General features: G+C 67.4%; 31 protein-coding genes and 1 pseudogene. 19 read left to right on the forward strand and 13 right to left on the reverse strand.

What is annotated here, in order from left to right:
- Positions 1–38 precede the first annotated feature (38 nt).
- Positions 39–293 carry a phenol hydroxylase subunit gene (locus ACFW0B_RS14740; RefSeq protein ID WP_449149363.1) on the reverse strand — a complete coding sequence of 85 codons (255 nt, stop codon included), beginning with the start codon at positions 291–293 and terminating at the stop codon, positions 39–41.
- Between ACFW0B_RS14740 and ACFW0B_RS14745 the strand changes: the two genes are divergently transcribed.
- The 17 genes from ACFW0B_RS14745 (at position 292) to ACFW0B_RS14825 (ending at position 15,055) form a co-directional block, all read left to right on the forward strand.
- Positions 292–531, forward strand: a complete 240-nt coding sequence (locus tag ACFW0B_RS14745; RefSeq protein ID WP_449149365.1) for a hypothetical protein — start codon at positions 292–294, stop codon at positions 529–531. The genes ACFW0B_RS14740 and ACFW0B_RS14745 overlap by 2 nt on opposite strands.
- Before the next feature lie 145 nt (positions 532–676).
- A complete protein-coding gene (locus tag ACFW0B_RS14750; protein ID WP_449149367.1) occupies positions 677–2,380 on the forward strand; it encodes a sigma 54-interacting transcriptional regulator in 1,704 nt (567 codons plus the stop codon).
- Positions 2,381–2,469: 89 nt separating this feature from the next.
- Positions 2,470–2,904, forward strand: a complete 435-nt coding sequence (locus ACFW0B_RS14755) for a 3-isopropylmalate dehydratase (RefSeq protein ID WP_449149369.1) — start codon at positions 2,470–2,472, stop codon at positions 2,902–2,904.
- Positions 2,905–3,224: 320 nt separating this feature from the next.
- On the forward strand, positions 3,225–3,983 hold the full coding sequence (locus tag ACFW0B_RS14760; RefSeq protein WP_449149371.1) for a sulfite exporter TauE/SafE family protein: 759 nt from the start codon (positions 3,225–3,227) through the stop codon (positions 3,981–3,983).
- Positions 3,984–4,151: 168 nt separating this feature from the next.
- Positions 4,152–4,394 (forward strand): exodeoxyribonuclease VII small subunit, encoded by a 243-nt coding sequence (locus ACFW0B_RS14765; protein ID WP_190826621.1) that lies wholly within the window; start codon positions 4,152–4,154, stop codon positions 4,392–4,394.
- Complete coding sequence (ispA, locus tag ACFW0B_RS14770) at positions 4,391–5,278, forward strand: (2E,6E)-farnesyl diphosphate synthase (RefSeq protein ID WP_449149373.1); 888 nt, start codon at positions 4,391–4,393, stop codon at positions 5,276–5,278. The genes ACFW0B_RS14765 and ispA overlap by 4 nt, the downstream gene beginning before the upstream one ends.
- Positions 5,279–5,393: 115 nt before the next feature.
- A complete protein-coding gene (locus tag ACFW0B_RS14775) occupies positions 5,394–6,329 on the forward strand; it encodes a 4-hydroxyproline epimerase (RefSeq protein ID WP_449149375.1) in 936 nt (311 codons plus the stop codon).
- Entirely contained in the window at positions 6,326–7,444 is a 1,119-nt protein-coding gene (locus ACFW0B_RS14780; protein WP_449149377.1) for an NAD(P)/FAD-dependent oxidoreductase, read from the forward strand. Before ACFW0B_RS14775 ends, ACFW0B_RS14780 begins: the two co-directional genes overlap by 4 nt.
- Positions 7,441–7,677, forward strand: a complete 237-nt coding sequence (locus ACFW0B_RS14785) for a 2Fe-2S iron-sulfur cluster-binding protein (RefSeq protein WP_449149379.1) — start codon at positions 7,441–7,443, stop codon at positions 7,675–7,677. The genes ACFW0B_RS14780 and ACFW0B_RS14785 overlap by 4 nt, the downstream gene beginning before the upstream one ends.
- A complete protein-coding gene (locus ACFW0B_RS14790) occupies positions 7,674–8,918 on the forward strand; it encodes an FAD-dependent oxidoreductase (protein WP_449149381.1) in 1,245 nt (414 codons plus the stop codon). Before ACFW0B_RS14785 ends, ACFW0B_RS14790 begins: the two co-directional genes overlap by 4 nt.
- A 130-nt stretch (positions 8,919–9,048) precedes the next feature.
- The gene (locus ACFW0B_RS14795; RefSeq protein ID WP_449149383.1) at positions 9,049–9,795 is read left to right on the forward strand and encodes an AraC family transcriptional regulator; all 747 of its coding nucleotides are present in this window, start codon (positions 9,049–9,051) and stop codon (positions 9,793–9,795) included.
- A 259-nt stretch (positions 9,796–10,054) separates the two neighbouring features.
- Positions 10,055–10,876: an ABC transporter substrate-binding protein gene (locus ACFW0B_RS14800; protein WP_449149385.1), complete on the forward strand. Its 822-nt coding sequence runs from the start codon at positions 10,055–10,057 to the stop codon at positions 10,874–10,876.
- Positions 10,877–10,932: 56 nt separating this feature from the next.
- A complete protein-coding gene (locus tag ACFW0B_RS14805; RefSeq protein ID WP_449149387.1) occupies positions 10,933–11,598 on the forward strand; it encodes an amino acid ABC transporter permease in 666 nt (221 codons plus the stop codon).
- Positions 11,599–11,608: 10 nt separating this feature from the next.
- Positions 11,609–12,259 (forward strand): amino acid ABC transporter permease, encoded by a 651-nt coding sequence (locus tag ACFW0B_RS14810; RefSeq protein ID WP_449149389.1) that lies wholly within the window; start codon positions 11,609–11,611, stop codon positions 12,257–12,259.
- On the forward strand, positions 12,252–12,974 hold the full coding sequence (locus tag ACFW0B_RS14815) for an amino acid ABC transporter ATP-binding protein (protein WP_449149391.1): 723 nt from the start codon (positions 12,252–12,254) through the stop codon (positions 12,972–12,974). Before ACFW0B_RS14810 ends, ACFW0B_RS14815 begins: the two co-directional genes overlap by 8 nt.
- A 1-nt stretch (position 12,975) precedes the next feature.
- A complete protein-coding gene (locus ACFW0B_RS14820) occupies positions 12,976–14,013 on the forward strand; it encodes a trans-3-hydroxy-L-proline dehydratase (protein ID WP_449149393.1) in 1,038 nt (345 codons plus the stop codon).
- A 124-nt stretch (positions 14,014–14,137) separates the two neighbouring features.
- Complete coding sequence (locus ACFW0B_RS14825; RefSeq protein WP_449149395.1) at positions 14,138–15,055, forward strand: dihydrodipicolinate synthase family protein; 918 nt, start codon at positions 14,138–14,140, stop codon at positions 15,053–15,055.
- Between the two features lie 88 nt (positions 15,056–15,143).
- Here the strand turns inward: ACFW0B_RS14825 and ACFW0B_RS14830 are convergent, their stop codons facing one another.
- The 3 genes from ACFW0B_RS14830 to ACFW0B_RS14840 all read right to left on the reverse strand — a co-directional run bounded on the left by ACFW0B_RS14830 (position 15,144) and on the right by ACFW0B_RS14840 (position 17,423).
- The gene (locus tag ACFW0B_RS14830; protein WP_449149397.1) at positions 15,144–16,151 is read right to left on the reverse strand and encodes an Ldh family oxidoreductase; all 1,008 of its coding nucleotides are present in this window, start codon (positions 16,149–16,151) and stop codon (positions 15,144–15,146) included.
- A 103-nt stretch (positions 16,152–16,254) separates the two neighbouring features.
- Positions 16,255–17,154 carry a phosphatase PAP2 family protein gene (locus ACFW0B_RS14835; RefSeq protein ID WP_449149399.1) on the reverse strand — a complete coding sequence of 300 codons (900 nt, stop codon included), beginning with the start codon at positions 17,152–17,154 and terminating at the stop codon, positions 16,255–16,257.
- Entirely contained in the window at positions 17,151–17,423 is a 273-nt protein-coding gene (locus tag ACFW0B_RS14840; protein ID WP_449149511.1) for a hypothetical protein, read from the reverse strand. Before ACFW0B_RS14840 ends, ACFW0B_RS14835 begins: the two co-directional genes overlap by 4 nt.
- On the opposite strand from ACFW0B_RS14840, the pseudogene ACFW0B_RS14845 reads away from it, so the two are divergent.
- Together ACFW0B_RS14845 and dxs are read left to right on the forward strand one after the other, a co-directional pair.
- Positions 17,398–17,943: pseudogene (locus tag ACFW0B_RS14845) on the forward strand (carboxyl transferase domain-containing protein); the annotation flags it as partial. The gene ACFW0B_RS14840 and the pseudogene ACFW0B_RS14845 sit on opposite strands and share 26 nt — an antisense overlap.
- A gap of 260 nt (positions 17,944–18,203) precedes the next feature.
- Positions 18,204–20,099, forward strand: a complete 1,896-nt coding sequence (gene dxs, locus ACFW0B_RS14850) for a 1-deoxy-D-xylulose-5-phosphate synthase (protein ID WP_449149401.1) — start codon at positions 18,204–18,206, stop codon at positions 20,097–20,099.
- A gap of 143 nt (positions 20,100–20,242) precedes the next feature.
- Here the strand turns inward: dxs and ACFW0B_RS14855 are convergent, their stop codons facing one another.
- The 9 genes from ACFW0B_RS14855 to ribH all read right to left on the reverse strand — a co-directional run bounded on the left by ACFW0B_RS14855 (position 20,243) and on the right by ribH (position 26,065).
- Positions 20,243–21,040: a cobalamin-binding protein gene (locus tag ACFW0B_RS14855; RefSeq protein WP_449149403.1), complete on the reverse strand. Its 798-nt coding sequence runs from the start codon at positions 21,038–21,040 to the stop codon at positions 20,243–20,245.
- On the reverse strand, positions 21,040–21,459 hold the full coding sequence (locus tag ACFW0B_RS14860) for an MFS transporter (RefSeq protein ID WP_449149405.1): 420 nt from the start codon (positions 21,457–21,459) through the stop codon (positions 21,040–21,042). Before ACFW0B_RS14860 ends, ACFW0B_RS14855 begins: the two co-directional genes overlap by 1 nt.
- Positions 21,456–22,070, reverse strand: a complete 615-nt coding sequence (gene ribA / locus ACFW0B_RS14865; protein WP_449149407.1) for a GTP cyclohydrolase II — start codon at positions 22,068–22,070, stop codon at positions 21,456–21,458. The genes ACFW0B_RS14860 and ribA overlap by 4 nt, the downstream gene beginning before the upstream one ends.
- Before the next feature lie 108 nt (positions 22,071–22,178).
- Positions 22,179–22,847 carry a retropepsin-like aspartic protease family protein gene (locus ACFW0B_RS14870; protein ID WP_449149409.1) on the reverse strand — a complete coding sequence of 223 codons (669 nt, stop codon included), beginning with the start codon at positions 22,845–22,847 and terminating at the stop codon, positions 22,179–22,181.
- Positions 22,834–23,589 carry a substrate-binding periplasmic protein gene (locus tag ACFW0B_RS14875; RefSeq protein ID WP_449149411.1) on the reverse strand — a complete coding sequence of 252 codons (756 nt, stop codon included), beginning with the start codon at positions 23,587–23,589 and terminating at the stop codon, positions 22,834–22,836. The genes ACFW0B_RS14870 and ACFW0B_RS14875 overlap by 14 nt, the downstream gene beginning before the upstream one ends.
- Positions 23,590–23,635: 46 nt before the next feature.
- On the reverse strand, positions 23,636–24,136 hold the full coding sequence (locus ACFW0B_RS14880) for a phosphatidylglycerophosphatase A family protein (RefSeq protein WP_449149413.1): 501 nt from the start codon (positions 24,134–24,136) through the stop codon (positions 23,636–23,638).
- Positions 24,129–25,097 (reverse strand): thiamine-phosphate kinase, encoded by a 969-nt coding sequence (gene thiL / locus ACFW0B_RS14885; protein WP_449149415.1) that lies wholly within the window; start codon positions 25,095–25,097, stop codon positions 24,129–24,131. Before thiL ends, ACFW0B_RS14880 begins: the two co-directional genes overlap by 8 nt.
- A 21-nt stretch (positions 25,098–25,118) precedes the next feature.
- The gene (gene nusB, locus ACFW0B_RS14890; protein WP_449149417.1) at positions 25,119–25,592 is read right to left on the reverse strand and encodes a transcription antitermination factor NusB; all 474 of its coding nucleotides are present in this window, start codon (positions 25,590–25,592) and stop codon (positions 25,119–25,121) included.
- A complete protein-coding gene (ribH, locus tag ACFW0B_RS14895; protein WP_377694892.1) occupies positions 25,589–26,065 on the reverse strand; it encodes a 6,7-dimethyl-8-ribityllumazine synthase in 477 nt (158 codons plus the stop codon). Before ribH ends, nusB begins: the two co-directional genes overlap by 4 nt.
- Positions 26,066–26,117 lie beyond the last annotated feature (52 nt).

Here is a 26,117-nt window from a genome sequence, read left to right on the forward strand (position 1 = left end):
TTGTTGTTGTGAGGAACCGACGCGTCGTCGCGGGGCGCTCAGTCGGCCTGGCCACGGCTCTCGCCGTAGCGCCACTTCTCCATGTCTGCGTCGATGGCATCGGCCATCTGCGCGTCCATGTGTTGAACCCGGTTCTGTTCGCAGAAGCTGGCAAAGGCCGCCCGCGGCAGGACGAGTTCGACGAAGAGATCCGGATAGCCGATGGCGAAGTCGAACTCGACGAAGGTGGCCTCGGGCTCGCTGCGCACCCGGACGTAGCGCGGCAGTTGATCGAAGGACTGTGGCTGGCTCATGCAAGGCAACTCCATGGGCGGGTTGCCTGAGTCAGAGCAACGGCTGTGCCAGGGCCTTGAAAACGCCGCCACAAGCAACTCAAACCATTGTTTTTATTGGACTTTAAAACTCATCAACGCGCAGAAGGCACAGCCCGAACAGGCCCGCCCGGACGGCGGCCATTCACCATTTGCTCAATTGCCCCGGAGCGCCTTGAGCAAATCGCCAATCGGCCCTCCCCGGCACAAGGCCGATTGACATTTGAGTGGCTTTCAGGCCGCTTAGAAAAAAGAACGCGGCCCTTCCTTGCGTCCACCGGCCGCCCGGTCGAACCCTTGCAACCGCCCGCCCGAGCGGTGGTTCGCCGACCTCCCCGTACAAGAACAATCTGGGGTGCAGCACGATGAAAGTTGATTACAAGGCGTCGGAGCACAGCCCGACCCTGAAGGACCTGACCGACCGGGTCCGCTTCCTCGGCAACGAGGGCAAGATCTGGCTCGACGAGCAACGCATGCTGCTGCTCCAGTCCGCCGCCATGGGCTCGTTCCGCCGCGAGCTGGTGGAAATGCTCGGCGAGGAACGCGCCAAGGGTCTGTTCCTGCGCCTGGGTTACCAGTCCGGACTGAAGGACGCCGAACTGGCGCGCAAGCTGCGCCCCGACGCCGATGCGGTGGAGATGTTCCTCACCGGCCCGCAGCTGCATTCCCTCAAGGGCATGGTCAAGGTCAACCCGCTTTCGATGAACATCGACATCGAGAACGGCCAGTTCTACGCCGACCTCGAATGGCAGAACTCCTACGAGGTGGAGAACTGCCGCGCCGAAGGTATTCACTCCGACCAGCCGGTGTGCTGGACCCTGCTTGGCTACGCCATCAGCTACTCGTCGTTCTTCCTCGGTCGCCAGGTGCTCTACAAGGAGGTCAGCTGCCGCGGCTGCGGCGACTCGCGCTGCCGCATCATCGGCAAGCCGGTGGAGGAATGGGAGGACGCCGAGGAGTTCATGCGCTACTTCCAGAGCGACCCGATCATCGAAGAACTCCAGGCCCTGCAGCTCCAGGTCGCGACCATGCGCCAGCGCCTGGAACAGGACGCCGGCCAGTACTACGGCATCGGCAAGGCGCCGCTCTACCGCAAGGCCTGCACCCTGATCGACAAGGCCGCGCCGGGCAAGGCGTCGGTCCTGTTGCTGGGGGAAACCGGCGTCGGCAAGGAAGTCATGGCGCGCAGCCTTCACCTGCGCAGCGAACGCGCCGGCGGGCCCTTCGTCGCACTGAACTGCGCGGCCATTCCACCGGACCTGATCGAAGCCGAGCTGTTCGGTGTCGAGCGCGGCGCCTACACCGGCGCCCAGCAGTCGCGCATGGGCCGTTTCGAACGCGCCAACGGCGGCACCCTGTTCCTCGACGAGGTGGTGGAACTCACGCCGCGCGCCCAGGCCAGCCTGCTGCGGGTGCTGCAGGAGGAAGAACTGGAACGGGTAGGCGATTCGCAGACCCGCAAGGTGGACGTCCGGGTGATCGCGGCCACCCACGAGGATCTGGCCCAGGCAGTGAAGGACGGCCGCTTCCGCGCCGACCTCTACTACCGGCTGAACGTCTACCCGGTGTTCATTCCCTCCCTGCGCGAACGCAAGGAAGACATCCCGTTGCTGGTGGATCACTTCCTCGCGCGCCTGCACAGCGCCTACGGCAAGCACACCCTGGGGCTCTCCGACCGGGCACTGGAAGCCTGCATGCGCTACGACTGGCCGGGCAACATCCGCGAGCTGGAAAACCTCGTCGAACGCGGGGTGATCATCACCGATGCCAACCAGAGCATCAGCGCCGACGCGCTCTTCCCGCATCTGTCCCACGAGGCCCAGAGCATCGGTCTATCCAGCAGCGGCGTGCTGGTGGAAGCACTGCCGAGCGTCGAGCCGGACTGGGTGGAACGCCTGATCGACAGCGGCGTCAGCCTGGACTCGGTGGAGGAAGCACTGATGCAGGGCGCGATGAAGCGCGCGCAGAACAACGTGTCGGAAGCCGCGCGGCTACTGGGCATGACCCGCCCCGCCCTGGCCTACCGCCTGAAAAAGCTGCCGACGGAGGATGCAACGGGCCAGCGCTGATGCGTCCGCCCGGGCTTTTCCATGGCAAAGCCCGGGGCATCCACTAGAGTTCCAGCAGCACTTCCGCTTTTCCGCCCAAGGAGGGCTCCATGCGTCTGATCTGTGCCGCCGTTTCTCTGCTCCTTCTCGCGGGTTGTTCGTCCTACCGCACGGAACCGGGCCAGATCACCCAGGTCCCCGCCGATCGCCTGCTGGCGTTCCAGGAGCCGGTAGCGGGCGGTGGACAGATCGTGGTGAACCGCGACATGGGGGGGCTGGGCAGTGGCTGCTACATCGCCGTGCATGTGGACCGCCAGCTGGCGGCACGCATCGGCATAGGCGAAGTCGCCAGCTTCCAGGTTCCGCCGGGCGAGCGCATCGTCGGCATCGGCATCGACGAAAGCGACGACACCCTCTGCTCCAAGGGCCGCCTGCGTCGCGAGAAGGCCGCCCACGTGGAGTCGGGTCAGAGCGAACACTTCCGCATCGTCAGCGACAACCGCGAAGGCTTTGCCTTGCTGGCGGACGAACCCCAGGCCAAGTAGGCCCTTTCCTCGGCCACACATAAAAAGACCGGAAGCAGGACTGCTGAATCCGCTTCCGGTCTGACGCTAACGTGTGGAACCTTGCCTGTTCGCCTTCCGCCATTACTGCCCCGGAAAGGCTTGTGGAATGGGCTTCCGTGCGGCTACTGCCCCCGCCCCATACGAGTTGTTGTCAGCATAGTGCCCGCGCGATTTCGCGCGTCCCCACTCATCAGCGATTCGGCTCACTGGTCGGCGGGCAGTCCTGCCGGCTACCGTTCGCCCCGTCTTTGCCACCGCTCACCCCCGGGGGTAACCTGCCGGCTTTTGCGCATCCGAACATGAGCCTTCACGATTTCTTCCTGCTGCTGGCGGCCGGCTTCGCCGCCGGGGGCATGAACGCCCTTGCCGGCGGTGGCACCTTCTTCTCCTTCCCGGCCCTGCTCGCGGCCGGACTGCCGCCGGTGACCGCCAACGCCACCAATGCCGTGGCCCTCTGGCCCGCCAGCCTGGCTGCCAGCTGGGCGGCGCGGGAGCAGCTGCGTCCGCTGGGGCGTTACGTGGTGCCGTTGGTGTTGCTGTCCCTGCTGGGCGGCCTGGGCGGTGGCCTGCTGTTACTCGCCGGCGGCGACGAAACCTTCCGCCGGCTGATCCCCTGGCTGTTGCTGGCCGCCACCCTGCTGTTCACCGCCAGCCCCTGGCTGAGCAGGCTGATCAATCGCCAGCACGGGGCCGGCAACCTGCCGCCCCACGGCATCGGCAGCAGCCTGAGCCACACGCTGGTGGCCATCTACGGCGGCTACTTCGGCGCCGGCATGGGCATCCTGCAACTGGCGGCGTTCTCCATCGAAGGCCATCCGCTGCTGCGCGCCAACGCTCTGAAAAACCTGCTGTCGAGCACCATCTACAGCGTGGCGGTGGTGACCTTCGTGGCGGCGGGCCGGGTGAGCTGGAGCGAGCTGGCGGTGCTGCTGGGCGCGGCCAGCTGCGGCGGCTACTGCGGCGGTGCGCTGGCGCGGAAACTGCCGACCCGGTGGCTACGCTGGCTGGTGATTGCGGTGGGAGCGGGGATGACGGCGTACTACTTCGCCATCACCTGAGCCCGATTCCCGTGTGGAAATCCTGATTTGTGGGGGCGAATTCATTCGCGAATGAATTCGCCCCCACAATTGAATCCTGCCACCCCGCAACCATCCGCCCCCTTCATTTGCCCGCAAGGTGCGGCTCTGCTAGTGTCGCGCCCGATTCGACCGCCGCGAGACAGCATCATGGCCCGCAAGAAAGCCACCCCCGATTTCGAACAGTCCCTCGCCGACCTGCAGGCCCTGGTGGAACGCCTGGAAAGCGGCGAGCTGTCGCTGGAGGACTCCCTCAGCGCCTTCGAACAGGGCATTCGCCTGACCCGCGAGTGCCAGGCCTCGCTGACCCAGGCGGAGCAGAAGGTGCAGATCCTGCTGGAACGCGACGGCCAGCTGGAAGAAGCGCCCTTCGACGCGGACGAACAAGCATGATCGCCAGCTACCAGGCCCGCTGCCAGGAACGGGTGGACGCCGCCCTCGCCGAACTTTTCATCCCCCCGCTCGCCCCGCTGGAACGTCTCTACCAGGCCATGCGCTACAGCGTGGTGAACGGCGGCAAGCGCGTGCGCCCGCTGCTGGTCTACGCCGCCTGCGAAGCGCTCGGCGGCGATGCGGCCTGCGCCGACGGCGCGGCCTGCGCGGTGGAACTGATCCACGCCTATTCCCTGGTCCACGACGACCTGCCGGCCATGGACGACGACGACCTGCGCCGTGGCCAGCCCACCACCCATATCGCCTTCGATGAAGCGACCGCCATCCTCGCCGGCGACGGCCTGCAGGCGCTGGCCTTCGAAGTGCTCGCCGACCCCATGCGCAACCCGCACGACGCCGAAACCCGCCTGGCGATGATCGCCAGCCTCGGTCACGCCGCCGGCCCCGCCGGCATGGTGGGCGGTCAGGCCATCGACCTCGGTTCGGTTGGCCTGAAACTCGACCAGGCGGCCCTGGAGGCCATGCACCGGCACAAGACCGGCGCGCTGATCGAAGCCAGCGTGCGCCTCGGCGCCCTGGCCAGCGGCCAGGCCGACCCGGCCTCCCTGGCGGCGCTGCGCATCTACGCGCGGGCCATCGGCCTGGCCTTCCAGGTGCAGGACGACATCCTCGACGTGGAGAGCGACACCGCCACCCTGGGCAAGACCCAGGGCAAGGACCAGGCCCACGACAAGCCCACCTATCCCGCCCTGCTGGGCCTGGATAACGCCAAGGCCTATGCGCTGGAACTGCGCGACCAGGCCCTGCGCGCCACCGCCAACCTGGGCGACGCCGCCGAGCCGCTGCGCACCCTGGCCCGCTACATCGTCGAACGGCGCAGCTGACCGCCCCTCCGGCCTGTGCCGATTTCGTCACGGGCCGGGATGAAATCCCTCAAGCCGCCAAGGCTCCCGCAGCGCCACCCTTGCCAGGAAATATCCACAGCAAGGGCAGGCATCCATGAAGAGCATCCGCGTTATCGATTCGCACACCGGCGGCGAACCTACCCGCCTGGTGATCGACGGTTTTCCTGACCTTGGCCAGGGCAGCATGGCTGAACGCCGACGCGTTCTCGCCGAGCGATTCGATGCCTGGCGCGCCGCTGCCGTGCTCGAACCCCGTGGCAGCGACGTGCTGGTGGGGGCTCTGCTCTGCGAACCGCAGGACCCGCGCGCCTGTGCCGGAGTGATCTTTTTCAACAACACCGGTTACCTCGGCATGTGCGGCCACGGGACCATCGGCCTGGTGGCGTCGCTGGCCCACCTTGGGCACATCCAGCCCGGTGTCCATCGCATCGAAACGCCGGTCGGCACGGTGGAAGCGACGCTGCATGAAGACCGCTCGGTCAGCGTGCGCAATGTGCCGGCCTACCGTTACCGCAAGGACGTCCAGCTGGAGGTGCCGGGTATTGGCCGGGTGGTCGGCGACATCGCCTGGGGCGGCAACTGGTTCTTCCTGATCGCCGACCACGGCCAGCGGGTGGCCGGCGACAACCTCGACGTCCTCACCGCCTATACCTGCGCCGTGAAGCAGGCCCTGGAGGACCAGGGCATTCGCGGCGAGGACGGCGGGGAAATCGACCATATCGAGCTGTTCGCCGAAGACGCCGATGCCGACAGCCGGAACTTCGTGCTCTGCCCGGGCAAGGCCTACGACCGCTCACCCTGCGGCACCGGCACCAGCGCCAAGCTGGCGTGCCTGGCAGCCGACGGCAAGCTGGCGGCAGGCGAACCCTGGCGCCAGGCGAGCGTCATCGGCAGCCAGTTCGAAGGCCGCTTCGAGTGGCTGGACGGCGGCCGCATCGTGCCGACCATTCGCGGCCGTGCCCACCTGAGCGCCGAAGCCACCCTGCTGCTGGAAGCGGACGATCCGTTCGCCTGGGGCATCCGCCTGTGACAGCGGACGTCATCGTCATAGGCGCCGGGATCGTTGGCAGCACCTGCGCCTTCGAACTGGCCCGGCGCGGCTTGAAGGTGCTGGTGCTGGACAGCGGCCAGGGGGGCGCCACCGCCGCCGGAATGGGGCACCTGGTGGTCATGGACGACAACCCGGCGGAACTGGCGCTGTGCAGCTACTCGCTGGAGCTCTGGCGCCAGTGGGCGGCGCGCCTCGACGACAGCTGCGCCTACCGCAACTGCGGCACCCTGTGGCTGGCGGCCAATGACGCGGAGATGCACGAAGCGGAGCGCAAGGCCGCCACCCTGCGCGAGCAGGGCGTCGCCTGCCAGATGCTCGACGCGAACCGCCTCCAGGCCCTGGAGCCCATGCTGTCTCGGGGCCTCAAGGGCGGCCTGCGGGTCACTGGCGACGGCATTCTCTACGCACCGAACGCCGCGCAGTGGCTGCTCGGCCAAGGGGGCAACGGCATCACCTACGAGCGTGCCCGGGTCAGCACCCTGCGGGGTTCCCGCGTGCGCCTGGACGATGGCCGTCAGCTCGATGCCGGTGCCGTGATCCTGGCCAACGGCATTCAGGCGCCGGCGTTGTGCCCGGGCCTGCCGATCACGCCGAAGAAAGGCCATCTGCTGATCACCGACCGCTACCCCGGCCAGCTCCATCACCAGCTGGTGGAACTGGGCTACGCCAGCAGCGCCCACGCCAACAGCGGCACCTCCGTGGCCTTCAACGCACAGCCCCGACCTACCGGCCAGATCCTGCTGGGCTCGTCGCGCCAGTTCGACACGCTTGATCCCCGCATCGACGGCCCCGTTCTCGGCCGCATGCTGGCCCGGGCGCTGGAGTACCTGCCGGGCCTCGGCGATCTCAACGCCATTCGCTGCTGGACCGGCTTCCGCGCCGCCACCCCGGACGGTCTCCCCATCATCGGCCAGCACCCCGAACAAGCTGGCCTCTGGCTCGCGGTCGGACATGAGGGGCTGGGCGTGACCACCGCCCCCGCCACCGCGCAGCTGCTGGCGGCCGGGGTGCTCGGCGAACATTCCCCGATTTCCAGCGCGGCCTACAGCCTGGAGCGTTTTTCCCCCGCACTCGCGGCAGGAGCAGAAGGATGATCGAACTCAACCTGGACGGCCGCAGCGTGACCGTTGCGGCGGGCACCACCGTGGCCGCCGCGCTCGCCCACGGCGGCGACGGCAGCAGCCGCACCTCGGTCAGCGGCCAGCGCCGCACGCCCTTCTGCGGCATGGGCATCTGCCAGGAATGCCGGGTGAACATCGACGGCCGGCGCCGCCTGGCCTGCCAGACTCTGTGCCAGGCCGGCATGCAGGTGGAGACGCAAGCATGAAGGTCGACCTGCTGATCATCGGTGCCGGTCCCGCCGGCATGGCTGCGGCCCAGGCTGCTGCCCCGAGTGGCGCGCGCATCGCCGTGATCGACGACAACCCGGCCCCCGGCGGCCAGATATGGCGGGACGGACCGCAGGCGCCTCTGCCGGAAAAGGCGCGGACGCTGCGCCAGTCCCTGGCGGACGCCGGCAACGTCCAGGTGTTCAGCGGCACCCGCGTGGTCGCCCTTGCCGGTGCCAGGCGGCTGCTGCTGGAAGACGCCGAACGCGGATGGGCGCTGGCCTACGACAGACTCATCCTCTGCACCGGCGCCCGCGAGTTGTTGCTGCCGTTCCCGGGCTGGACGCTCCCCGGCGTCACCGGTGCCGGTGGCCTGCAGGCGCTGATCAAGGGCGGCCTGCCGGTGGCCGGGGAACGGCTCGTCATCGCCGGCAGCGGCCCGCTGTTGCTGGCCAGCGCGGCAACCGCGCGCAGCGCCGGCGCCAGGGTCCTGCGCATTGCCGAGCAGGCGTCGCCCAAGGCCCTGGCCGGGTTTGCCGCCCGCCTGCCGCGCTGGCCGGGCAAGGTCGTGCAAGCGCTGGGGCTGCTGGATGCCAGCTATCGCCCCTCCTGCCATGTGCTCGCCGCCCTGGGGCGCGAACGCCTTGAAGCCGTGCGCCTGCAGCAGGGCAACAGGGTGGTGGAAATTCCCTGTGATCGCCTGGCCTGCGGCTTCGGCCTGATCCCCAATACCCAGCTCGGCGAGCTGCTGGAATGCCACGTGGAGCAAGGGGCCATCGCCGTGGACGATTGGCAGGCCTGCAGCCTGGAGGACCATTTCGCCGCTGGCGAATGCACGGGCTTCGGCGGCAGCGAGCTGGCCCTGGTGGAAGGCGCCATTGCCGGCCATACAGCGGTGGGAAGACACGACCTGGCCCGCGCGCTCTGGCCGCAACGGCGCCACTGGCAGGGCTTTGCCGAGGCGCTGGCACGCGGCTTTGCGCTCGATCCGAAACTCAAGGCCCTGGCGCAACCCGACACCCTGGTCTGTCGCTGCGAGGACGTAGCCTTCGCCGAGCTGTCCTGCCGCCGCGACTGGACCGAAGCCAAGCTGCACAGCCGTTGCGGCATGGGCGCCTGCCAGGGGCACGTGTGTGGCGCTGCCGGCCAGTTCCTGTTCGGCTGGACGCCACCGGCGCCGCGCCCGCCGCTCTCACCGGCGCGAATCGAAACACTGGCACGTCTGGAACCGGAAAACTGACTGGGTGGGTCACGCTTTATCGACCCACCATCGCAGCCGGAACCTACCCATGACGGCGGATGTGAACGGCGAAACCCACCCCACGGACTGACCTTGTAGGATGGCCACCTCGACCGAGGCACAGTGCACCATGAAGCTCGAACACCTCCCCACCGCCCGCAGCCTGCCCACGCTGCTCGACAGCCTGGAGCAGATCGCCCCGCTGCTGGATGCCATGCCCGATGTGGTGTTCTTCATCAAGGACCCGCAGGCGCGCTATGTGCTGGTCAACCAGACCCTGGCGCAGCGCTGCGGCCTGAAGAGCAAGGGCGCCCTGCTCGGGCGCACCGCCGAGGAGGTGTTCCCCACACGCTTCGGGCCGCATTACACCGCACAGGACCGCCGTGTGCTGGAAGGCGGCGAACCGCTCAGCGACCAGCTGGAACTGCACCTCTATCCCGGCCGGCAACCCGGCTGGTGCCTGACCCACAAGCTGGCCCTGCGCGACATGCAGCAGCAGGTGATCGGCATGGCCGGCATTTCCTACGACCTGCAGGCCCCGCACTCCAGCCACCCCGCCTATCAGCGACTGGCGGCGGTGGATGCCTACATCCGCGAGCATTACGCCGAGCCCATAAGCCTGGAGCAATTGACCGCCATCGCCGACCTCTCGGTCGCGCAGCTGGAGCGCCTGTGCAAGCGCATCTTCCAGCTAACCCCGCGGCAGATGATCCACAAGGCGCGCCTGGGCGCCGCCAGCCAGCTGCTCGCCGGCGACCTGCCCATCACCGAGGTCGCGCTCTGCTGCGGCTATACCGACCACAGCGCCTTCAGCCGCCAGTTCAGGGCCCTCACCGGCCTCTCCCCGAGCCAGTACCGCGACACCTGCCGCAACTGACCCACTAGCCCCGAACGCTCCCGCCACAGGCATGGCCGCCCCGCGCGCCATGCCTGTTCGTGCGCGTCCAGCAGAAACCGCACTGTGCTGATTTCGTCATCACCCCTACGGAAATCCATCAAGCCGCAAGCAGCCTTCCAGGGCGACGCTTGAGCCATCGAAACGACTTCAGGAGTCCAGCCGAAAAACGCCATACCGGGAGAACGCGACACCCTTTCCAACCACCTGCCGCACCTGAACACGACTTACGAGGCCCACGATGAACAACAATAAAGCCCTTGTCCTGACCCTCAGCGCCGTACTCGGCTCGACCCTGGCGCTCACCGCACAGGCCGACAAACTCGACGACATCATCGAATCCGGAACGCTGCGCTGCGCGGTCACGCTGGACTTTCCGCCCATGGGTTTCCGCGACGGGAACAACGCCCCGGCCGGCTTCGATGTCGACTACTGCAAGGACCTGGCGAAACAACTGGGCGTGGAGGCCGAAGTGGTCGAAACCCCCTTCCCCGACCGCATTCCCGCACTGGTTTCCGGCCGCGCCGACGTGATCGTCGCCTCGACCTCGGACACCCTGGAACGCGCCAAGACAGTCGGCCTGACCATCCCCTACTTCGCCTTCCAGATGGTCGTGCTGACCCGCGAGAACGCCGGCATCAAGGGCTACGACGACCTCAAGGGCCGCTCCGTTGGCGGCACGGCAGGTACCTACGAAGCCATCGCCCTGGAAAAGGACGTCAAGCAATGGGGCGATGACAAGGGCGCCTTCCACGCCTACCAGTCCCTGGCGGACGCCGTGCTCGCCCTGAGCCAGGGTCAGATCGACGCCACCACCGTGACCTCCACCGTCGCCTCCTCGCTGATCAAGTCCGGCAAGTACCAGGGGCTGACCATCGCCGGCACCGCGCCCTACGACATCGACTACGTCTCCCTGGGCGCCAAGCGCAGTGAGTACGGCCTGCTCAACTACCTCAACCTATTCGTCAACCATCAGGTGCGCTCCGGCCGCTACCAGGAACTCTTCAACCAGTGGGTTGGCGGCGAAGCCCCGGTGCTGACTGCCAACGGCGTTTACCGCTAAGCGCAAGGAGCCGGCCGGCGGCACCGCCTCCGGCCGGCTCCGCAGAGGAGTTTCGGATGTTCGATTACACCTTCCACTGGCGATCCGCCTTCATGGCCCTGCCGGAAATGCTCGGTGGTGCGCTGCTGACGCTGGAGATCGCCGTGCTCTCGATGCTGCTGGGCACGGCCATCGCCATCGGCCTCGCCCTTGGCCAACAATCCGGCAGCCGCCCGGTCAGGGCGTTGGCCTCGGCCTGGGTCTCGATTGCCCGCAACACCCCGGCGCTGTTCCAGGTTTACATCCTGTATTTCGGCCTGGGCGTCTTCGGCCTGCACATGGGCTCCTGGTCCGCCTTGCTGGCCGGCATCACCTTCAACAACGCCGGCTATCTGGCCGAGACCTTCCGCGGCGGCCTCAACGCCGTGCCCCATACGCAATTGCGCGCCGCCCGCTCGCTGGGCATGGACGCCTTCCAGGCCTACCGGCTGGTGGTGATTCCGCAGCTGCTGCGGGTGGTGTTCTACCCGCTGACCAACCAGATGGTCTGGGCGCTGCTGATGACCTCGCTGGGTGTGGTGGTGGGCATGACCAGCGATCTGACCGGCGTCACCCAGGCGTTGAACGTGAAGACCTTCCGCACCTTCGAGTACTTCGCCCTGGCCGCCATCCTCTACTTCGTCCTCGCCAAGCTGATCGTCCTCGGGGCGCGGCTGATGGCCTGGCGCCTGTTCCGTTACTGAGGAGTCCGGCATGTATAGCTCGAGCTTTACCTGGAACGACATGCAGTTCCTCCTCCAGGGTGCCTGGACGACCCTCGCCCTGACCGCCTGGGCCATGCTCATCGGCACCTTGCTGGGCGTCATCTGCGGCCTGGCCCGCGCCCTGCTGCCGCGCGCCAGCCTGCCGCTGGCCTGGGTGCTGGACGTGTTCCGCAGCGTGCCGCTGCTGATCCAGTTCGTCCTGCTCAACGCCTTCAAGACCATCATCGAACTGGACTGGTCCGCCTTCACCGTCGCCTGCGTGGTGCTCGGCACCTACGCCACGGCCTATTGCGCAGAGATCGTCCGCGGCGGCGTGCTGGCCGTGCCGCTGTCGACCCGCCGCGCGGCCCGTTCGCTGGGCATGAGCCATACCCAGGACCTGCTGCATATCGTCCTGCCCATGGCCACCCGCGTGGCCTTCCCCGGCTGGATCAACCTGACCCTGGCGGTCATGAAAGACACCTCGCTGGTGCTCTGGATCGGCATCGTCGAGTTGCTGCGCGCCTCGCAAACCATCGTCACCCGGCTGCAGGAGCCCTTGTTCGTGCTCGGCATCGCCGGACTCATCTACTTCGTCATGAGCCTGGTGATCGCCCGCCTGGGCGCCCAGCTGGAAAAAAGGTGGCAGGAAAATGATTGAGATCGACAACGTGCACAAATCCTTCGGCGCACTCGACGTGGTCAAGGGTGTCAGCCTGACGGTGAACAAGGGCGAGGTGGTTTCGATCATCGGCGGCTCCGGTTCCGGCAAATCGACCCTGCTGATGTGCATCAACGGCCTGGAGCCGATCCAGGGCGGGCAGATCCGCGTCGACGGCACCGAGGTTCACGCCCCGCGCACCGACCTGAACAAGCTGCGGCAGAAGATCGGCATCGTCTTCCAGCAGTGGAACGCCTTCCCCCACCTGACCGTGCTGGAGAACGTGATGCTGGCCCCGCGCAAGGTGCTCGGGAAAAACCGCGAGGAGGCCGAGGAAGTCGCCGTGCGCCAGCTCACCCACGTCGGCCTGGGCGACAAGCTCAAGGTCTTCCCCAACAAGCTCTCCGGCGGCCAGCAGCAACGCATGGCGATCGCCCGCGCGCTGGCCATGTCGCCGGACTACATGCTGTTCGACGAGGCCACCTCGGCGCTCGACCCGCAGCTGGTCGGTGAAGTGCTGGACACCATGCGCATGCTCGCCGCCGAAGGCATGACCATGGTGCTGGTGACCCATGAAATCCGCTTTGCCCGCGACGTGTCGGACCGCGTGGCCTTCTTCCGCAATGGCCGCATCCATGAGATCGGCCCGCCGGAGCAGGTGATCGGCGCGCCGCAGCTGCCGGAAACCGCTGACTTCCTGAAATCGGTGAACTGACATGCGCAGCTCGAAGATCGTTCATGTGGTCAGTTGCCATGCCGAAGGCGAAGTGGGCGACGTGATCGTCGGCGGCGTCGCACCACCGCCCGGCGCCACCCTGTGGGAGCAGTCACGCTGGATCGCCCGGGATGAAACCCTGCGCAACTTCGTCCTCAACGAACCTCGCGGAGGCGTGTTCCGCCACGTCAACCTGCTGGTGCCGGCCAGGGACCCACGGGCGCAGATGGCCTGGATCATCATGGAACCGGCGGACACCCCGCCCATGTCCGGCTCCAATTCGCTGTGCGTATCCACCGTGTTGCTGGACAGCGGCATCCTGCCGATGACCGAGCCGCAGACCCACCTGGTGCTGGAAGCGCCGGGCGGGCTGATCGAGGTCACCGCCGACTGCCGCGATGGCAAGGCCGAGCGCGTGACCGTGCGCAATGTGCCGTCTTTCGCTGACAAGCTGGACGCCTGGATAGAAGTAGAAGGCCTCGGCTCGCTGCAGGTGGACACCGCCTATGGCGGCGACAGTTTCGTCATCGCCGATGCCCGGAGGCTTGGCTTCGCCCTGACCGCCGACGAGGCCGCCGAGCTGGTGGCCACCGGCCTGAAGATCACCCGCGCGGCGAACGAGCAGCTGGGCTTCGTGCACCCGCTCAACCCGGATTGGGACCACATCTCCTTCTGCCAGATCGCCGCGCCCGTCGAGCGCGAACAGGGCGTGGCGAGCGCGGCCAACGCCGTGGTGATCCGCCCGGGCAAGATCGACCGTTCCCCCTGCGGCACCGGCTGCTCGGCACGCATGGCGGTGCTGCACGCCAAGGGCCAGCTGGAACCGGGGGAAAACTTCATCGGCCGCTCCATCATCGGCTCGCAATTCCATTGCCGCATCGAAGCGCTGACCGAGGTTGCCGGGCGCACGGCGATCATCCCGAGCATCAGCGGGCGAGCCTGGATCACCGGCACGCACCAGCACCTGCTCGACCCTGGCGACCCCTGGCCCGGCGGTTACCGGCTGTCCGACACCTGGCCGCGAGAACCCGTGCAGTAGCACCCCCAACGCGGCACGAAGATTCCTCATCCACCCCGGCGCCCGCTCCGGCAGGCGCCAACGGTTTCGGCTCGCCCGCATTCCCGTGAGCGAGCCGGCCGCAACCATCGAAATGGAGTTACCCATGAGCAAGCACGTCAACTGGAGCGGTGTATTCCCCGCAGTCACCACCCAATTCAACGCCGACTTCTCGGTGAACCTGGAGGAGACCCACAAGGTCATTTCCAACCTGGTGCGCGACGGCGTATCCGGGCTGGTGGTGTGTGGCAGCGTCGGCGAAAACACCTCGCTGACCATCGAAGAAAAAATGGCCGTCACCGAAGTCGCCAAGGACGCCTCCGGCGGCCGCGTGCCGGTCATCTGCGGGATCGCCGAGTTCACCAGTGCCGGTGCCTGCAAGGTGGCCCAGGCGGTGGAACGGGTCGGCGTCGACGGCATCATGGTGATGCCGGCGCTGGTGTACTCCTCCAAGCCCCATGAAACCGCCGAGCACTTCCGCACCGTGGCCAGGAGCACCGACCTGCCGGTGATGGTCTACAACAACCCGCCCATCTACAAGAACGACGTCACCCCGGACATCCTCATCTCCCTGGCCGACTGCGAGAACGTCGTCTGCTTCAAGGACAGCTCCGGCGACACCCGCCGCTTCATCGACGTGCGCAATGAGGTGGGCGATCGCTTCATCCTCTTCGCCGGCCTTGACGACGTGGTGCTGGAAAGCATCGCCGTCGGTGCCCAGGGCTGGATCTCCGGCATGTCCAACGTGTTCCCGAAAGAAGGCGAAACCATCTTCCGCCTGGCCAAGGCCGGCCGCTTCGCCGAAGCCATGCCGATCTACGAATGGCTGATGCCGATCCTCCACCTCGACGCCCGCCCCGACCTGGTGCAGTGCATCAAGCTCTGCGAAGAAATCGCCGGCCGTGGCAGCGCCCTGACCCGTCCGCCGCGCCTGGCCCTGCAAGGCGCCGACCGCGAGCACGTGGAACGCATCATGGCCAAGGCCCTGGCCACCCGCCCGCAGTTGCCGGACGTGGGTCTCTGAAGGAACAGCTGGCGGCCCCTGCGCTGCCGGCTCCCTCCACTCCCGGCCGGGCAACGACGAGTTGCCCGGCCGCTTTTCTCCAGCCCCCTCAAGCCACCAACAATGCCTGGACTTCCTCGTACAGCGCACGAGGAATCCTCACCCCCTCCCGCTCACTGAGCACCCGCGCCTCGTAACGCCGCTGCGATGGCAGGCGTGCGCCTTGCCCCAGGATGCCCGCGAACACCGCCTCGGCACGTTGCAGGTGCTGCGCTGCCTCGGCGCCCAGAATGCGCTGCGGGTCGATGGCGATGATCAGTTCGCCGCCGTAGGGCGAAGACTTGGTGCCCTCGTCGAAGGCCAGGGATTCGGCGCTGGTGAGGTCGCCGATCATGGGCCCGGCGATCAACTCCACCATGGCCGCCAGGGCCGAGCCCTTGTGACCGCCGAAGGTGAGCATGGCGCCGTTGAGAGCGGTCAGCGGGTCGGTGGTGGGCTGTCCGTCCTGGTCGATGCCCCAGCCCAGTGGAATGGGCTTGCCGGCGCGGCGGTGCAGGTCGATATCGCCACGGGCGGAGGCGCTGGTGGCGAAGTCAAAGATGAACGGCGGCTTGTCCGCTCGCGGCCAGCCGAAGGCGATGGGGTTGGTGCCGAACAGCGGGCGGATGCCGCCGGCGGGCGCCACCCAGGCATGGCTGGGGGTGAAGGCCAGGGCCACCAGGCCCTGTTCGGTGAGCGGTTCGACTTCCGGCCAGAGCGCCGAGAAGTGCACGCAGCGATTGATCGCCAGGAGCGCAATACCCTGGCTGCGGGCCTTTTCCACCAGCAATGGCATTCCTGCATGGAAGGCGCACTGGGCGAAGGCGCCATGGGCATCCACCCGCACCACCGAGGGCGCGCTGTCGAAGACTTCGGGCCGGGCATCCGGCGAAACCTTGCCCGCGCGCAGGGTGGCGATGCAGCCGGGCAACCGGTACACCCCGTGGGAAGTACAGCCGTCGCGCTCGCCGGCCACTATGGTGGCCGCCACCGCCTGCACGTGGGGTTCGCTGAAGCCGTGGCGGCGCAGCACCGTTTCCACCAGGTGGCGGACGTCTGCCAGGGTCATGTGGATCATGGGGCATCTCTCCTCTGTAGCCAGCCGCTACAGTGGCCCGGATGCCCCCCGCCCGCTTGGCCCTATTCCCCTCCCCCGATGCCGAATTCGGCACAACCCGCCGTCAGGCGGCCGACCCGGCCAGTGCTTCGACCTTTGGCTTGTCGACCGACTTCAAGAGGCCCAGGCGCACCAGCGCCCAGGGCATGGCCGCGGCCACGAACAGCCCCATCAGCAACCCGCGCAGCCCCTGCCACAGCTGCGGGTCCAGCGGCCAGGCGGTGCCGGCGAGCTTGAGCACCTTCTGCAGCAGGATGAAGCCCAGCGCACCGATGGCGGCGGCGAGCAGGCGGCGCCAGATCGCCACTTCGGCGGAGAATGCCAGCTGGCGGTAGCCGAACAGCACGCCGACCATCAGCCCCGCCAGCAGCGGTACATAGCTGGGCGCGACACCCGGCCAGGTCAGCCAGCAGGCGAGAAACACCAGCATGATCAGCGCCAGGTGCCAAAGGCCATGGGCCTCGCGCCACCAGGTCCAGTGGCGCACCCGGGCGAACAGCAGCAGGGTGGCGATGCCCAGCAAGGCGCCGCCCAGCACATCTTCCACATCGTGGGCGCCGAGGTAGAGCCGGCTGAAGATGATCCCCGCCACCACCACGCCGCTTACCGCCCAGGCCCAGGCGCGACGCAGCTCGAAGGCCAGCCAGAACCAGATGACCACAGCAATCTGCGCATGGCCGCTGGGCAGGCCGAAGCTGTCGCCCACCTCATGGTCCATGCGCAGGGCGATGTCCGGACGCGGGTCCTGCCAGTGGTCCTTGAGCCAGGCGTTGAGCAAGGCTGTCACGGCCACCAGCACCAGCAGACGCAGGAACACTCCACGGTGCCAGGCCCAGTAGCCCAGCGGCAGGAAGAACAGGATGAACTTCTCGTAGCCCAGCAGGGTGAAGAAGCGCATCACCGGCGTCAGCGCCTCGCTGCGCAGGGGCAGCACCCAGTCCAGGCTGTGCAGCAGTTCGTTCATGGACGGTCCTTGTGCAAGTAATGAAGGCGCCACAGATACTGCAGGGCGCCGGGCCGCCACAAGGGCCGATTCGGACATTCCGTGTCACCGGCATTGATCTGGTGCAGACGCAATTGCGCCTGGCCGAAGGCTTCAGCCTGGCCGAACTGGGCCTGCTGGAACCCGCCGCTCCGCGCGGCTTCGCCGTGCAGCTGCGGATCAACCTGGAAAGCATGCAGGCCGACGGCAGCGCGCGGCCGGCCGGCCGGCGACAAGGCGGCGCGCTTCATGCAGCTGTGCGACGCCTTCGATATCCCCATGCTGTCACTCTGCGATACCCCCGGCTTCATGGTCGGGCCGGATTCGGAAAAGCAGGCCACGGTGCGCCACGTCTCGCGCATGTTCGTCGCCGCCGCCGGCCTGTCGGTGCCCTTCTTCACCGTGGTGCTGCGCAAGGGCTACGGCCTCGGCGCCCAGGCCATGGCGGCGGGGAGCTTCCATGCACCGCTGTTCACCGTCGCCTGGCCCAGTGGCGAGTTCGGCGCCATGGGCCTGGAGGGTGCGGTGCGCCTGGGCTACGCCAAGGAATTGGCCGCCGTGGAAGACCCGGCCGAACGCCAGCAGCTGTTCGACAGCATGGTTACCAAGGCCTACCAGAACGGCAAGGCGATCAACATGGCGAGCTTCCTGGAGATAGACGCGGTGATCGACCCGCAGGAAACCCGTGCCTGGCTGCTGCGCGGGCTCAATGCCGCGCCGCGTCCGGCTCCGCGCTCCGGCAAGAAACGTCCCTTCGTCGATACCTGGTAGGCCGCGGAGGTCGCCATGCCCTCTCCCTCGCCCCCTCTTTCGCAGGCGGGCGAGGGGTGACTCGCGCCGGCAAGGTACGCGTCACCCTGAAGCAGCCATCGGCCGCCGGAACATGGCTGAAGCGGTGGGGCAGCGGCTCGACGCAGACATGGCCCAACCGATCGCACAGACCGCTACGAATCGGCTGACAGCGTGTTTGGGCACTGAGGGGCGCATCAGGTAAACTTGCCCATCTTTTTTTGCCCATAACGACTAGCCTGATGCCCACGACGTTCCACGAGATTCCCCGCGAACGCCCCGTCACGCCCCTGCTCGATCGCGCGGCGACGCCGGAAGAGCTGCGCCGGCTTGGTGAGGCTGAGCTGGAAACCCTGGCCGACGAACTGCGCCAGTACCTGCTCTATACCGTCGGCAAGACCGGCGGCCACTTCGGCGCCGGCCTGGGCGTGGTGGAACTGACCATTGCCCTGCACTACGTCTACGACACGCCCGAAGACCGTCTGGTCTGGGACGTGGGCCACCAGGCCTATCCGCACAAGATCCTCACCGGGCGCCGCGAACAGATGGGCACCCTGCGCCAGAAGAACGGTATCGCCGCCTTCCCGCGCCGCGTGGAAAGCGAGTACGACACCTTCGGCGTCGGCCACTCCAGCACCTCCATCAGCGCCGCCCTGGGGATGGCCATCGCCGCCCGCATGCAGGGTTCCGGGCGCCGCTCGATCGCGGTGATCGGCGATGGCGCGCTGACCGCCGGCATGGCCTTCGAAGCGCTCAACCACGCTTCGGACGTCCAGGCCGACATGCTGGTGATCCTCAACGACAACGACATGTCGATCTCGCGCAACGTCGGCGGCCTGTCCAACTACCTGGCGAAGATCCTCTCCAGCCGCACCTACGCGAGCATGCGCGAAGGCAGCAAGAAGGTGCTCTCGCGCCTGCCCGGCGCCTGGGAAATCGCCCGCCGCACCGAGGAATACGCCAAGGGCATGCTGGTTCCCGGCACCCTGTTCGAGGAACTGGGCTGGAACTACATCGGCCCCATCGACGGCCACGACCTGCCCACCCTGGTGGCGACCCTGCGCAACATGCGCGACCTCAAGGGCCCGCAGTTCCTCCATGTGGTGACCAAGAAGGGCAAGGGCTTCGCCCCGGCCGAGGCCGACCCCATCGGCTATCACGCCATCACCAAGCTGGAGCCGATCGACGCCCCGGCCGCGCCGAAGAAGCCGTCCGGCCCGAGATACTCCAACGTGTTCGGCCAGTGGCTGTGCGACATGGCCGGGCAGGACCCGCGTCTGGTGGGCATCACCCCGGCGATGAAGGAAGGCTCGGACCTGGTGGCCTTCAGCGAACGCTTCCCGGACCGCTATTTCGACGTCGCCATCGCCGAGCAGCACGCCGTGACCCTGGCGGCGGGCATGGCCTGCGACGGCGCCAAGCCGGTGGTGGCCATCTATTCCACCTTCCTCCAGCGCGGTTATGACCAGCTGATTCACGACGTGGCGGTGCAGAACCTCGACGTGCTGTTCGCCATCGACCGCGCCGGCCTGGTGGGCGAAGACGGCCCGACCCACGCGGGCAGCTTCGACCTCTCCTACCTGCGCTGCATCCCCGGCATGCTGGTGATGACGCCGAGCGACGAAAACGAACTGCGCCTGCTGCTGACCACCGGCTACCACTTCGAAGGTCCGGCGGCGGTGCGCTATCCGCGCGGCAGCGGCCCCAACGCACCCATCGAGCGCGAACTGCAACCGGTGGAAATCGGCAAGGCCGTGCTGCGCCGCCAGGGCTCCAGGGTCGCCATGCTGGTGTTCGGCGTGCAACTGGCCCAGGCGCTGCAGGTCGCCGAAAACCTGGATGCCTCCGTGGTCGACATGCGCTTCGTCAAACCCCTGGACGAAGCGCTGGTGCGCGAGCTGGCCGGCAGCCACGAGCTGCTGGTGACCATCGAAGAGAACAGCGTGATGGGTGGCGCCGGCGCCGCGGTCAGCGAGTTCCTCGCCCGCGAGAACCTGATCAAGCCCGTGCTGCACCTGGGCCTGCCGGACTACTACGTCGAACACGCCAAGCCAGCGGAAATGCTCGCCGAGTGCGGGCTGGATGCGGCGGGTATCGAGGTGTCCGTACGCGAACGGATGGCCCTGCTGGGGCTCTGAGCTTCGCCTGAGGCTGTGGGGGGGTGAATTCATTCGCTCCCACAGCATGGGTTTCGCTTCGCTCTACCCATCCTACATCGGCATATCCACCTCTTTCGTAGGATGGGTTGAGGTTCGAAACCCATCGGCTTCACCTCGTTCAATTACCTCGCCGCGTCCAGCAAGCGGCAGAGCTTCGCGGTCGCCGCCAGCATCTGGAAGCTCGGCCGTTCCAACCCCCGGTCCGGCACCTGCCAGACCTGCCCCCGCCTGACCGCCGTCAGCTGCGGCCAGGCCTTCCAGGCATCGGCCTGGCTCGGCTCGCTCACCAGGATCACCGCCGGGTCGCGCTGCAGCACGGCCTCGATGCCCACCTGGGGCGCCGGCAGGGAGAGGTCGGCGAAGACGTTCTCCGCCCCGCAGACTTTCAACGCATCGCTGACGATCTGCTTGCCGCCGAGGGTATAGAGCGGCTTGTCCCAGACCTGGTAGAAGACTTTCAACGGCACATCGCGGTGGTGGCGTTGGCGCAGTTCCGCCAGCCCCGACTCGAAGCGCTCGGCCATCTGGCGGCCCTGTTCGGCGCGGCCGACCCGCTCGCCGATCTCGGCAAAGGCAGTCGCCAGTTGCTCCAGGTTCCGGGGTTCCACCACCAGCTGCGGAACCGGGAATTTCTTCAGTTGCTCGCGTCCGGCCGAGCCCACACTGTCGGGCCAGAGCAGCACCAGATCAGGCTTGAGGGCGAGCAGGCTTTCCGCCTGTAGCTGCCCGTAGCGTCCCACTGACGGCAGGCCGGCCAGGGCGTCGGGGCGATCGCCGCCGTCGAGCACACCCACCAGCAGGTCGCCGGCACCGAGGTCGAGCATGATTTCCGTCAGGGAGGGCGCCAGGCTGACGACCCGCAGCTGTGCCGTGGCGGGCAGCGCCAGGCACAGCAGCACGATGGTGAGCAGCCGGCGCATCAGCCGAGCTGGCGGGGGATTCGGTAGAGGTAGAGCAACACCAGGCTGCTCATGGCCAGGAGGAACAGTGCGACCGAATTGAGCCCGACCAGCACCGCCAGGGCGGCGATCCAGGCGGGCAGGCTGGCGGCGAGGAAGCCCTTGTTGCGGCGGCGGGTCAGTTCCTGCCAGGCGCCGGGTTCTTCGGCCCGGCCAAGGGCGGCCTCGGTGGCCACGAGGGCGCGCTTGTAGGCGGAAAACATCGGCAGGCTGAGGAACAGGGACACCAGGGCGGCAATGAAGATCGGCATCTGCAGGACCGGCAGCACCGGTTCGCCATCACCGAACAGGTAGCCCATGACGAACAGCGGCACCAGCGTGAAGCCCACCTGGCGCCACCAGGTCGTGGCCAGCCGGCGACGGACTTCCTTGCGGGTCACGATTCGGATTCCGCCTGATGCAGGTTGCCGAGCATGTGCCCGAGCTTGCCGGCCTTGGTGGCCAGGTACTTGCGGTTGTGCTTGTTCAGGCCGGTCTGCAGCGGGACGCGCTCGGCGACCCGGAGACCGTAGCTTTCCAGCGCCTTCACCTTGCGCGGATTGTTGGTCATCAGCTTGATCGCGTCGATGCCCAGGTGCTCCAGCATCGGCTGGCACATGGCGTAGTCGCGCTGGTCGGCGCCAAAGCCCAGGCGCTCGTTGGCTTCCACAGTATCGGCGCCGGCGTCCTGCAGCTCGTAGGCGCGGATCTTGTTCAAAAGACCGATGCCGCGGCCTTCCTGGCGCAGGTAGAGCAGCACACCGCAACCGGCCTCGGCGATGGCACGCAGCGCCGCTTCCAGCTGGAACCCGCAGTCGCAGCGCAGGCTGAACAGGGCGTCGCCCGTGAGGCACTCGGAATGCAGGCGACCCAGGACGGGTCCGCCGTTGGCCACATCGCCCAGGGTCAGGGCTACGTGCTCCTTGCCGCTGGCCTCATCGAGAAAGCCATGCATGGTGAACACGCCGAACGGAGTCGGCAGCTGGGAGGCGGCGACGAAAACGACAGACACCGTGTAACTCCTGGAAATTGGCAAGGCCGGCATTGTAGCAGCAGCGCTGTCCGGCAGGTCAGATTGAATAGTTGGGGATAAGTATCGAATGGCTCGAAGCAAGCGACCTCAGAACTTGGACTCCAGCATCAGCACGCCCTGCTCTTCGCGCCAGCGCACGCGGTTGAGGAAGCTCATGCCCAGCAGCACCTCCACCGGCGCCTCGCCTTCGATCACCGCACCTTCCACGCCCAGCACTTCGAGACTGCCGATCTTGATGCGATCGAAGCTCACCCGCCAGGCGTTGACCGTTCCACCGGCGGTGCTGGCCTTCATCGGCAGCCCCTTCACCCGGTAGTCGATACCCAGGCGGCGGGCCTGGCTTTCGTTCATGGCGACGCTGGTTGCTCCCGTATCCACCAGGAACTGCACCGGGTGGCCATTGATGGAACCGGCGACTTGGTAGTGCCCGTTATTGCCCCGCGCGATGCTCAGCTGGGCTTTCTGCTGTGCCTCCGGCGTGCCGGGGCCGCCGGCGCTGGCGGGGTTGTACTCGCGGCTGAGGCCGTAGCTGCGCTCGACACCGTCGACCCGCAGCACCGCGCCCTTGCTGTCGGCACTGATCACCTGGACGCCGCCGGGGCCGGTCTGGCCCACCTTCACCAGCTTGCGCTGGCCGTCGACGTTGATCACCGCGGCACCGGGGAACAGTCCGACCACCTGCACCTGGGTGGCCACGGCGAACAGCGGGGCGAGCGCCAGCAGGCAGGCGGCGATACGCAGGTCAGGGCGCGACATGAGGGTTCTCCAGTTCCTTGTCGAAGGCATAGGGCTGATTCCAGCGCTTGAACAGCGGCCGCAACTCACCGCTGGCCACCAGGGCCGCCATGCGTTGGTCGAAGATGCCCGCCAGGCGGCGACCGCGCGGCGTGTCGGCAAAGCCCAGGTAGAGCGGCAGGCGCATCAGCGGGGTGACGCGGTAGCGGCTGCGGTCGATGGCGTCGTCCAGCACGTCGTCCACTTCGGTCCGGGCATCGATGTAGAAGTCCACATGGCCCAGCTCGAGCATCGAGAGGATGCCGCTACGGCGCTGGATTTCCGTGTAGTGCTGCAGGTTCGGCAGGTAGTCCTGGTAGTCGTAGCCACGGATCCAGGCCAGGCGGTAGCCACCCAGGGTGTCCAGGCTGGGGACGGGCGTGGAGTTCAGCGAGAGCGCGCTGACCTGGTCCGCGTCGTAGTGCCAGCGCGGATAGAGGGTGCCCGGGACCTCGTTGTTGTAAGAGCCGACCCAGGCATCCGCCTCGCCGCGCTGCACCAGGCCGATGGAGCGGGTGTAGGGCACGATGTGGATCTTCAGCTGGATGCCTTCGGGCTCGAAGACCCGGCGCAGGATGTCCCAGCCCAGTCCGCTGCCATCGGCTTCGGTGTGCTCCGGCCAGAGGTCGCTGGCGAGGTGGATTTCATCGTCCGGAAAAGGCGCCGCCCAGGCCGCCGGCAGCAGCAGGCAGCCGATCAGGACCTTCAGTAGCCAACGCCGCATCCCCCGTCCCTCCATCAGCCCTTCGCCGGCGCAGGTCCGCCCGGGATCAGGCCAGACCCCAGACAATGAGCTGCATCGCCAGCCAGGCGAAGACGCCGGCCAGGACGTCATCGAGCATGATGCCCACGCCGCCGTGGACATGCCGGTCGATCCAGTGGATCGGCCAGGGCTTGAGGATGTCCATCACGCGGAACACCAGGAAGCCGATCAGCAGCCAGTGCCAGCCCTCGGGCACCAGCCAGAGGGTGATCCACATACCGACCATCTCATCCCAGACGATGCCTTCGTGGTCATGCACGCGCAGGTCGTCGGCCACCTTGCCGCACAGCCAGAAGCCGAACAGCATGGTCAGCCCCAGCATCAGCCAGTAGCCCCAGTCCGGCAGCATCTGCCAGAGCGGAATGAACGGCAGCGCCACCAGCGACCCCCAGGTGCCCGGGGCCTTGGGCAGGGTGCCCGAGCCGAAGCCGAAGGCAATGAAATGCCAGGGGTTGCTCCACACCGAGTGGGGAATGGGTTGCGGCGTGGCCGATTCGTGATCAGTCACCTTGACTCCCGAAATGTTGATAACCCAATGCCGGCGGCTGCAGTTCGGCACCGGCGGCGTCCAGCAGGTGAACTCCCTGCCCGGCTTCCACCCGGCCGATCACGGTCACTTCCGGCCACTGCACCTTCACGGCGGCCAACTCTGCGGCAGGCAGGGTAAAGGCGAGGCGGTAGTCGTCGCCACCGGACAGCGCACATTTGCGCGCGAAGTCGCCGGGGAAGAGCCGCTCGAGGGCCGGCGACAGCGGCAGCCTTGCCGCTTCCACCAAGAGCGCGACGCCCGAGGCAGCGGCGATGTGGCCGCAGTCGGCGAGCAGGCCATCGGAGATGTCCAGCGCGGCAGTGGCCCGGCCACGCAGCACCTGTCCCAGGGCCAGTTGCGGTTGCGGCGCCCAGTAGCGCTGGCGCAGGTATTGCGCATCAGCCCCGCTGTCCTGCCGTTCTCCCAGCACCAGCGGCAGCGCGCCGGCACCGTCGCCCAGGCTGCCGCCCACGCAGAGCAGATCGCCGGGACGCGCGCCGGCGCGGGTCAGCGCCTGTCCGGCAGGTACGCCGCCGAACACCGTGAGGGTCAGGCTCAGCGGACCACGGGTGGTATCGCCGCCCACCAGGCCAATGCCGCACGCCTGCGCCATGGCGCAAAGGCCACGGGCGAAGCCGTCCAGCCAGTCGGGCCGGGCGTCGGGCAGGGTCAGGGCGAGGGTGAAGGCAACAGGCCTGGCGCCCATGGCCGCCAGATCGCTGGCGGAAACCGCCAGGGCGCGCTGGCCGAGCAGGAAGGGGTCGGCCACTTGCGGGAAGTGCACGCCGGCCACCAGGGTATCGGTGGAAATCGCCAGCTGCTCGCCGGGTGGCAACTGCAACAGGGCACAGTCATCGCCGATGCCAAGGGCAATGCCTTCGCCCCCGGCCGCACAGGCGGCGGAGGCGAAGAAACGGCGGATCAGCTCGAACTCACCCATTCACTGAGGGACGCGCTGCGATCAGCGCTTGCCGCCGCGCACTTCGGCCGCGCGCAGGCGTGGCGCCAGCTTGTCCAGCACGCCGTTGACGAACTTGTGTCCGTCGGTGGCGCCGAACACCTTGGCCAGCTCGATGCCTTCGTTGATCACCACGCGGTACGGCACGTCCACGCGGTTCATCAGCTCGTAGGTGGACAGGCGCAGGATCGCCAGCTCGACCGGGTCGACTTCCTCGAGAGCACGGTCCAGGCAGGGCAGGAAGGCCGCGTCGATCTCGGTCTTCTGGCGCGGGACGCCGTGGAGGATCTCGTGGAAGTAGGCGCCATCGACGCTGCTGAAATCGTTGTCGACGCGGAACTGCGCCTCGATTTCGTTGAGCGGCTGACCGGCGATGTGCCAGGAGTACAGCGCCTGCATCGCCAGGCTACGGGCCTGGCGACGGGCTGCGATCTTGCCTTTCGGCGCCTTGGGCGCCGAACCGTCTGCGTTGCTCACTTGGCCTCCAGGGCAGCCAGCAGGCTTACCATCTCCAGGGCGGACAGGGCAGCTTCGGCACCCTTGTTGCCGGCCTTGGTGCCGGAACGTTCGATGGCCTGTTCGATGGAATCGACGGTCAGCACGCCGAAGGCGACCGGTACGCCGAACTCCATGGAAACCTGGGCCAGACCCTTGGTGCATTCGCCGGCAACGTATTCGAAGTGCGGGGTGCCGCCACGAATGACCGCGCCGAGGGCGATGATGGCGGAGTACTCGCCTTGCTGGGCGACCTTCTGGGTCACCAGCGGGATTTCAAAGGCGCCGGGTGCGCGGATGATGGTGATGTCGTCTTCGCTGACACCGTGGCGGACCAGGGCGTCTACGGCGCCGCTCACCAGGCTTTCCACGACGAAGCTGTTGAAACGGCCGACCACCAGGGCATAGCGGCCTTTGGGGGCGATGAAGGTACCTTCGATGGTCTTCAGGGGCATGGGCGAGTTCTCGTCAATTAAAGAGCGAGGGCCCCGGCCTTGACGGCCGGAG

The sequence above is a fragment of the Metapseudomonas phytobenefica genome, from assembly GCF_043392685.1.
Taxonomy (GTDB): domain Bacteria; phylum Pseudomonadota; class Gammaproteobacteria; order Pseudomonadales; family Pseudomonadaceae; genus Metapseudomonas.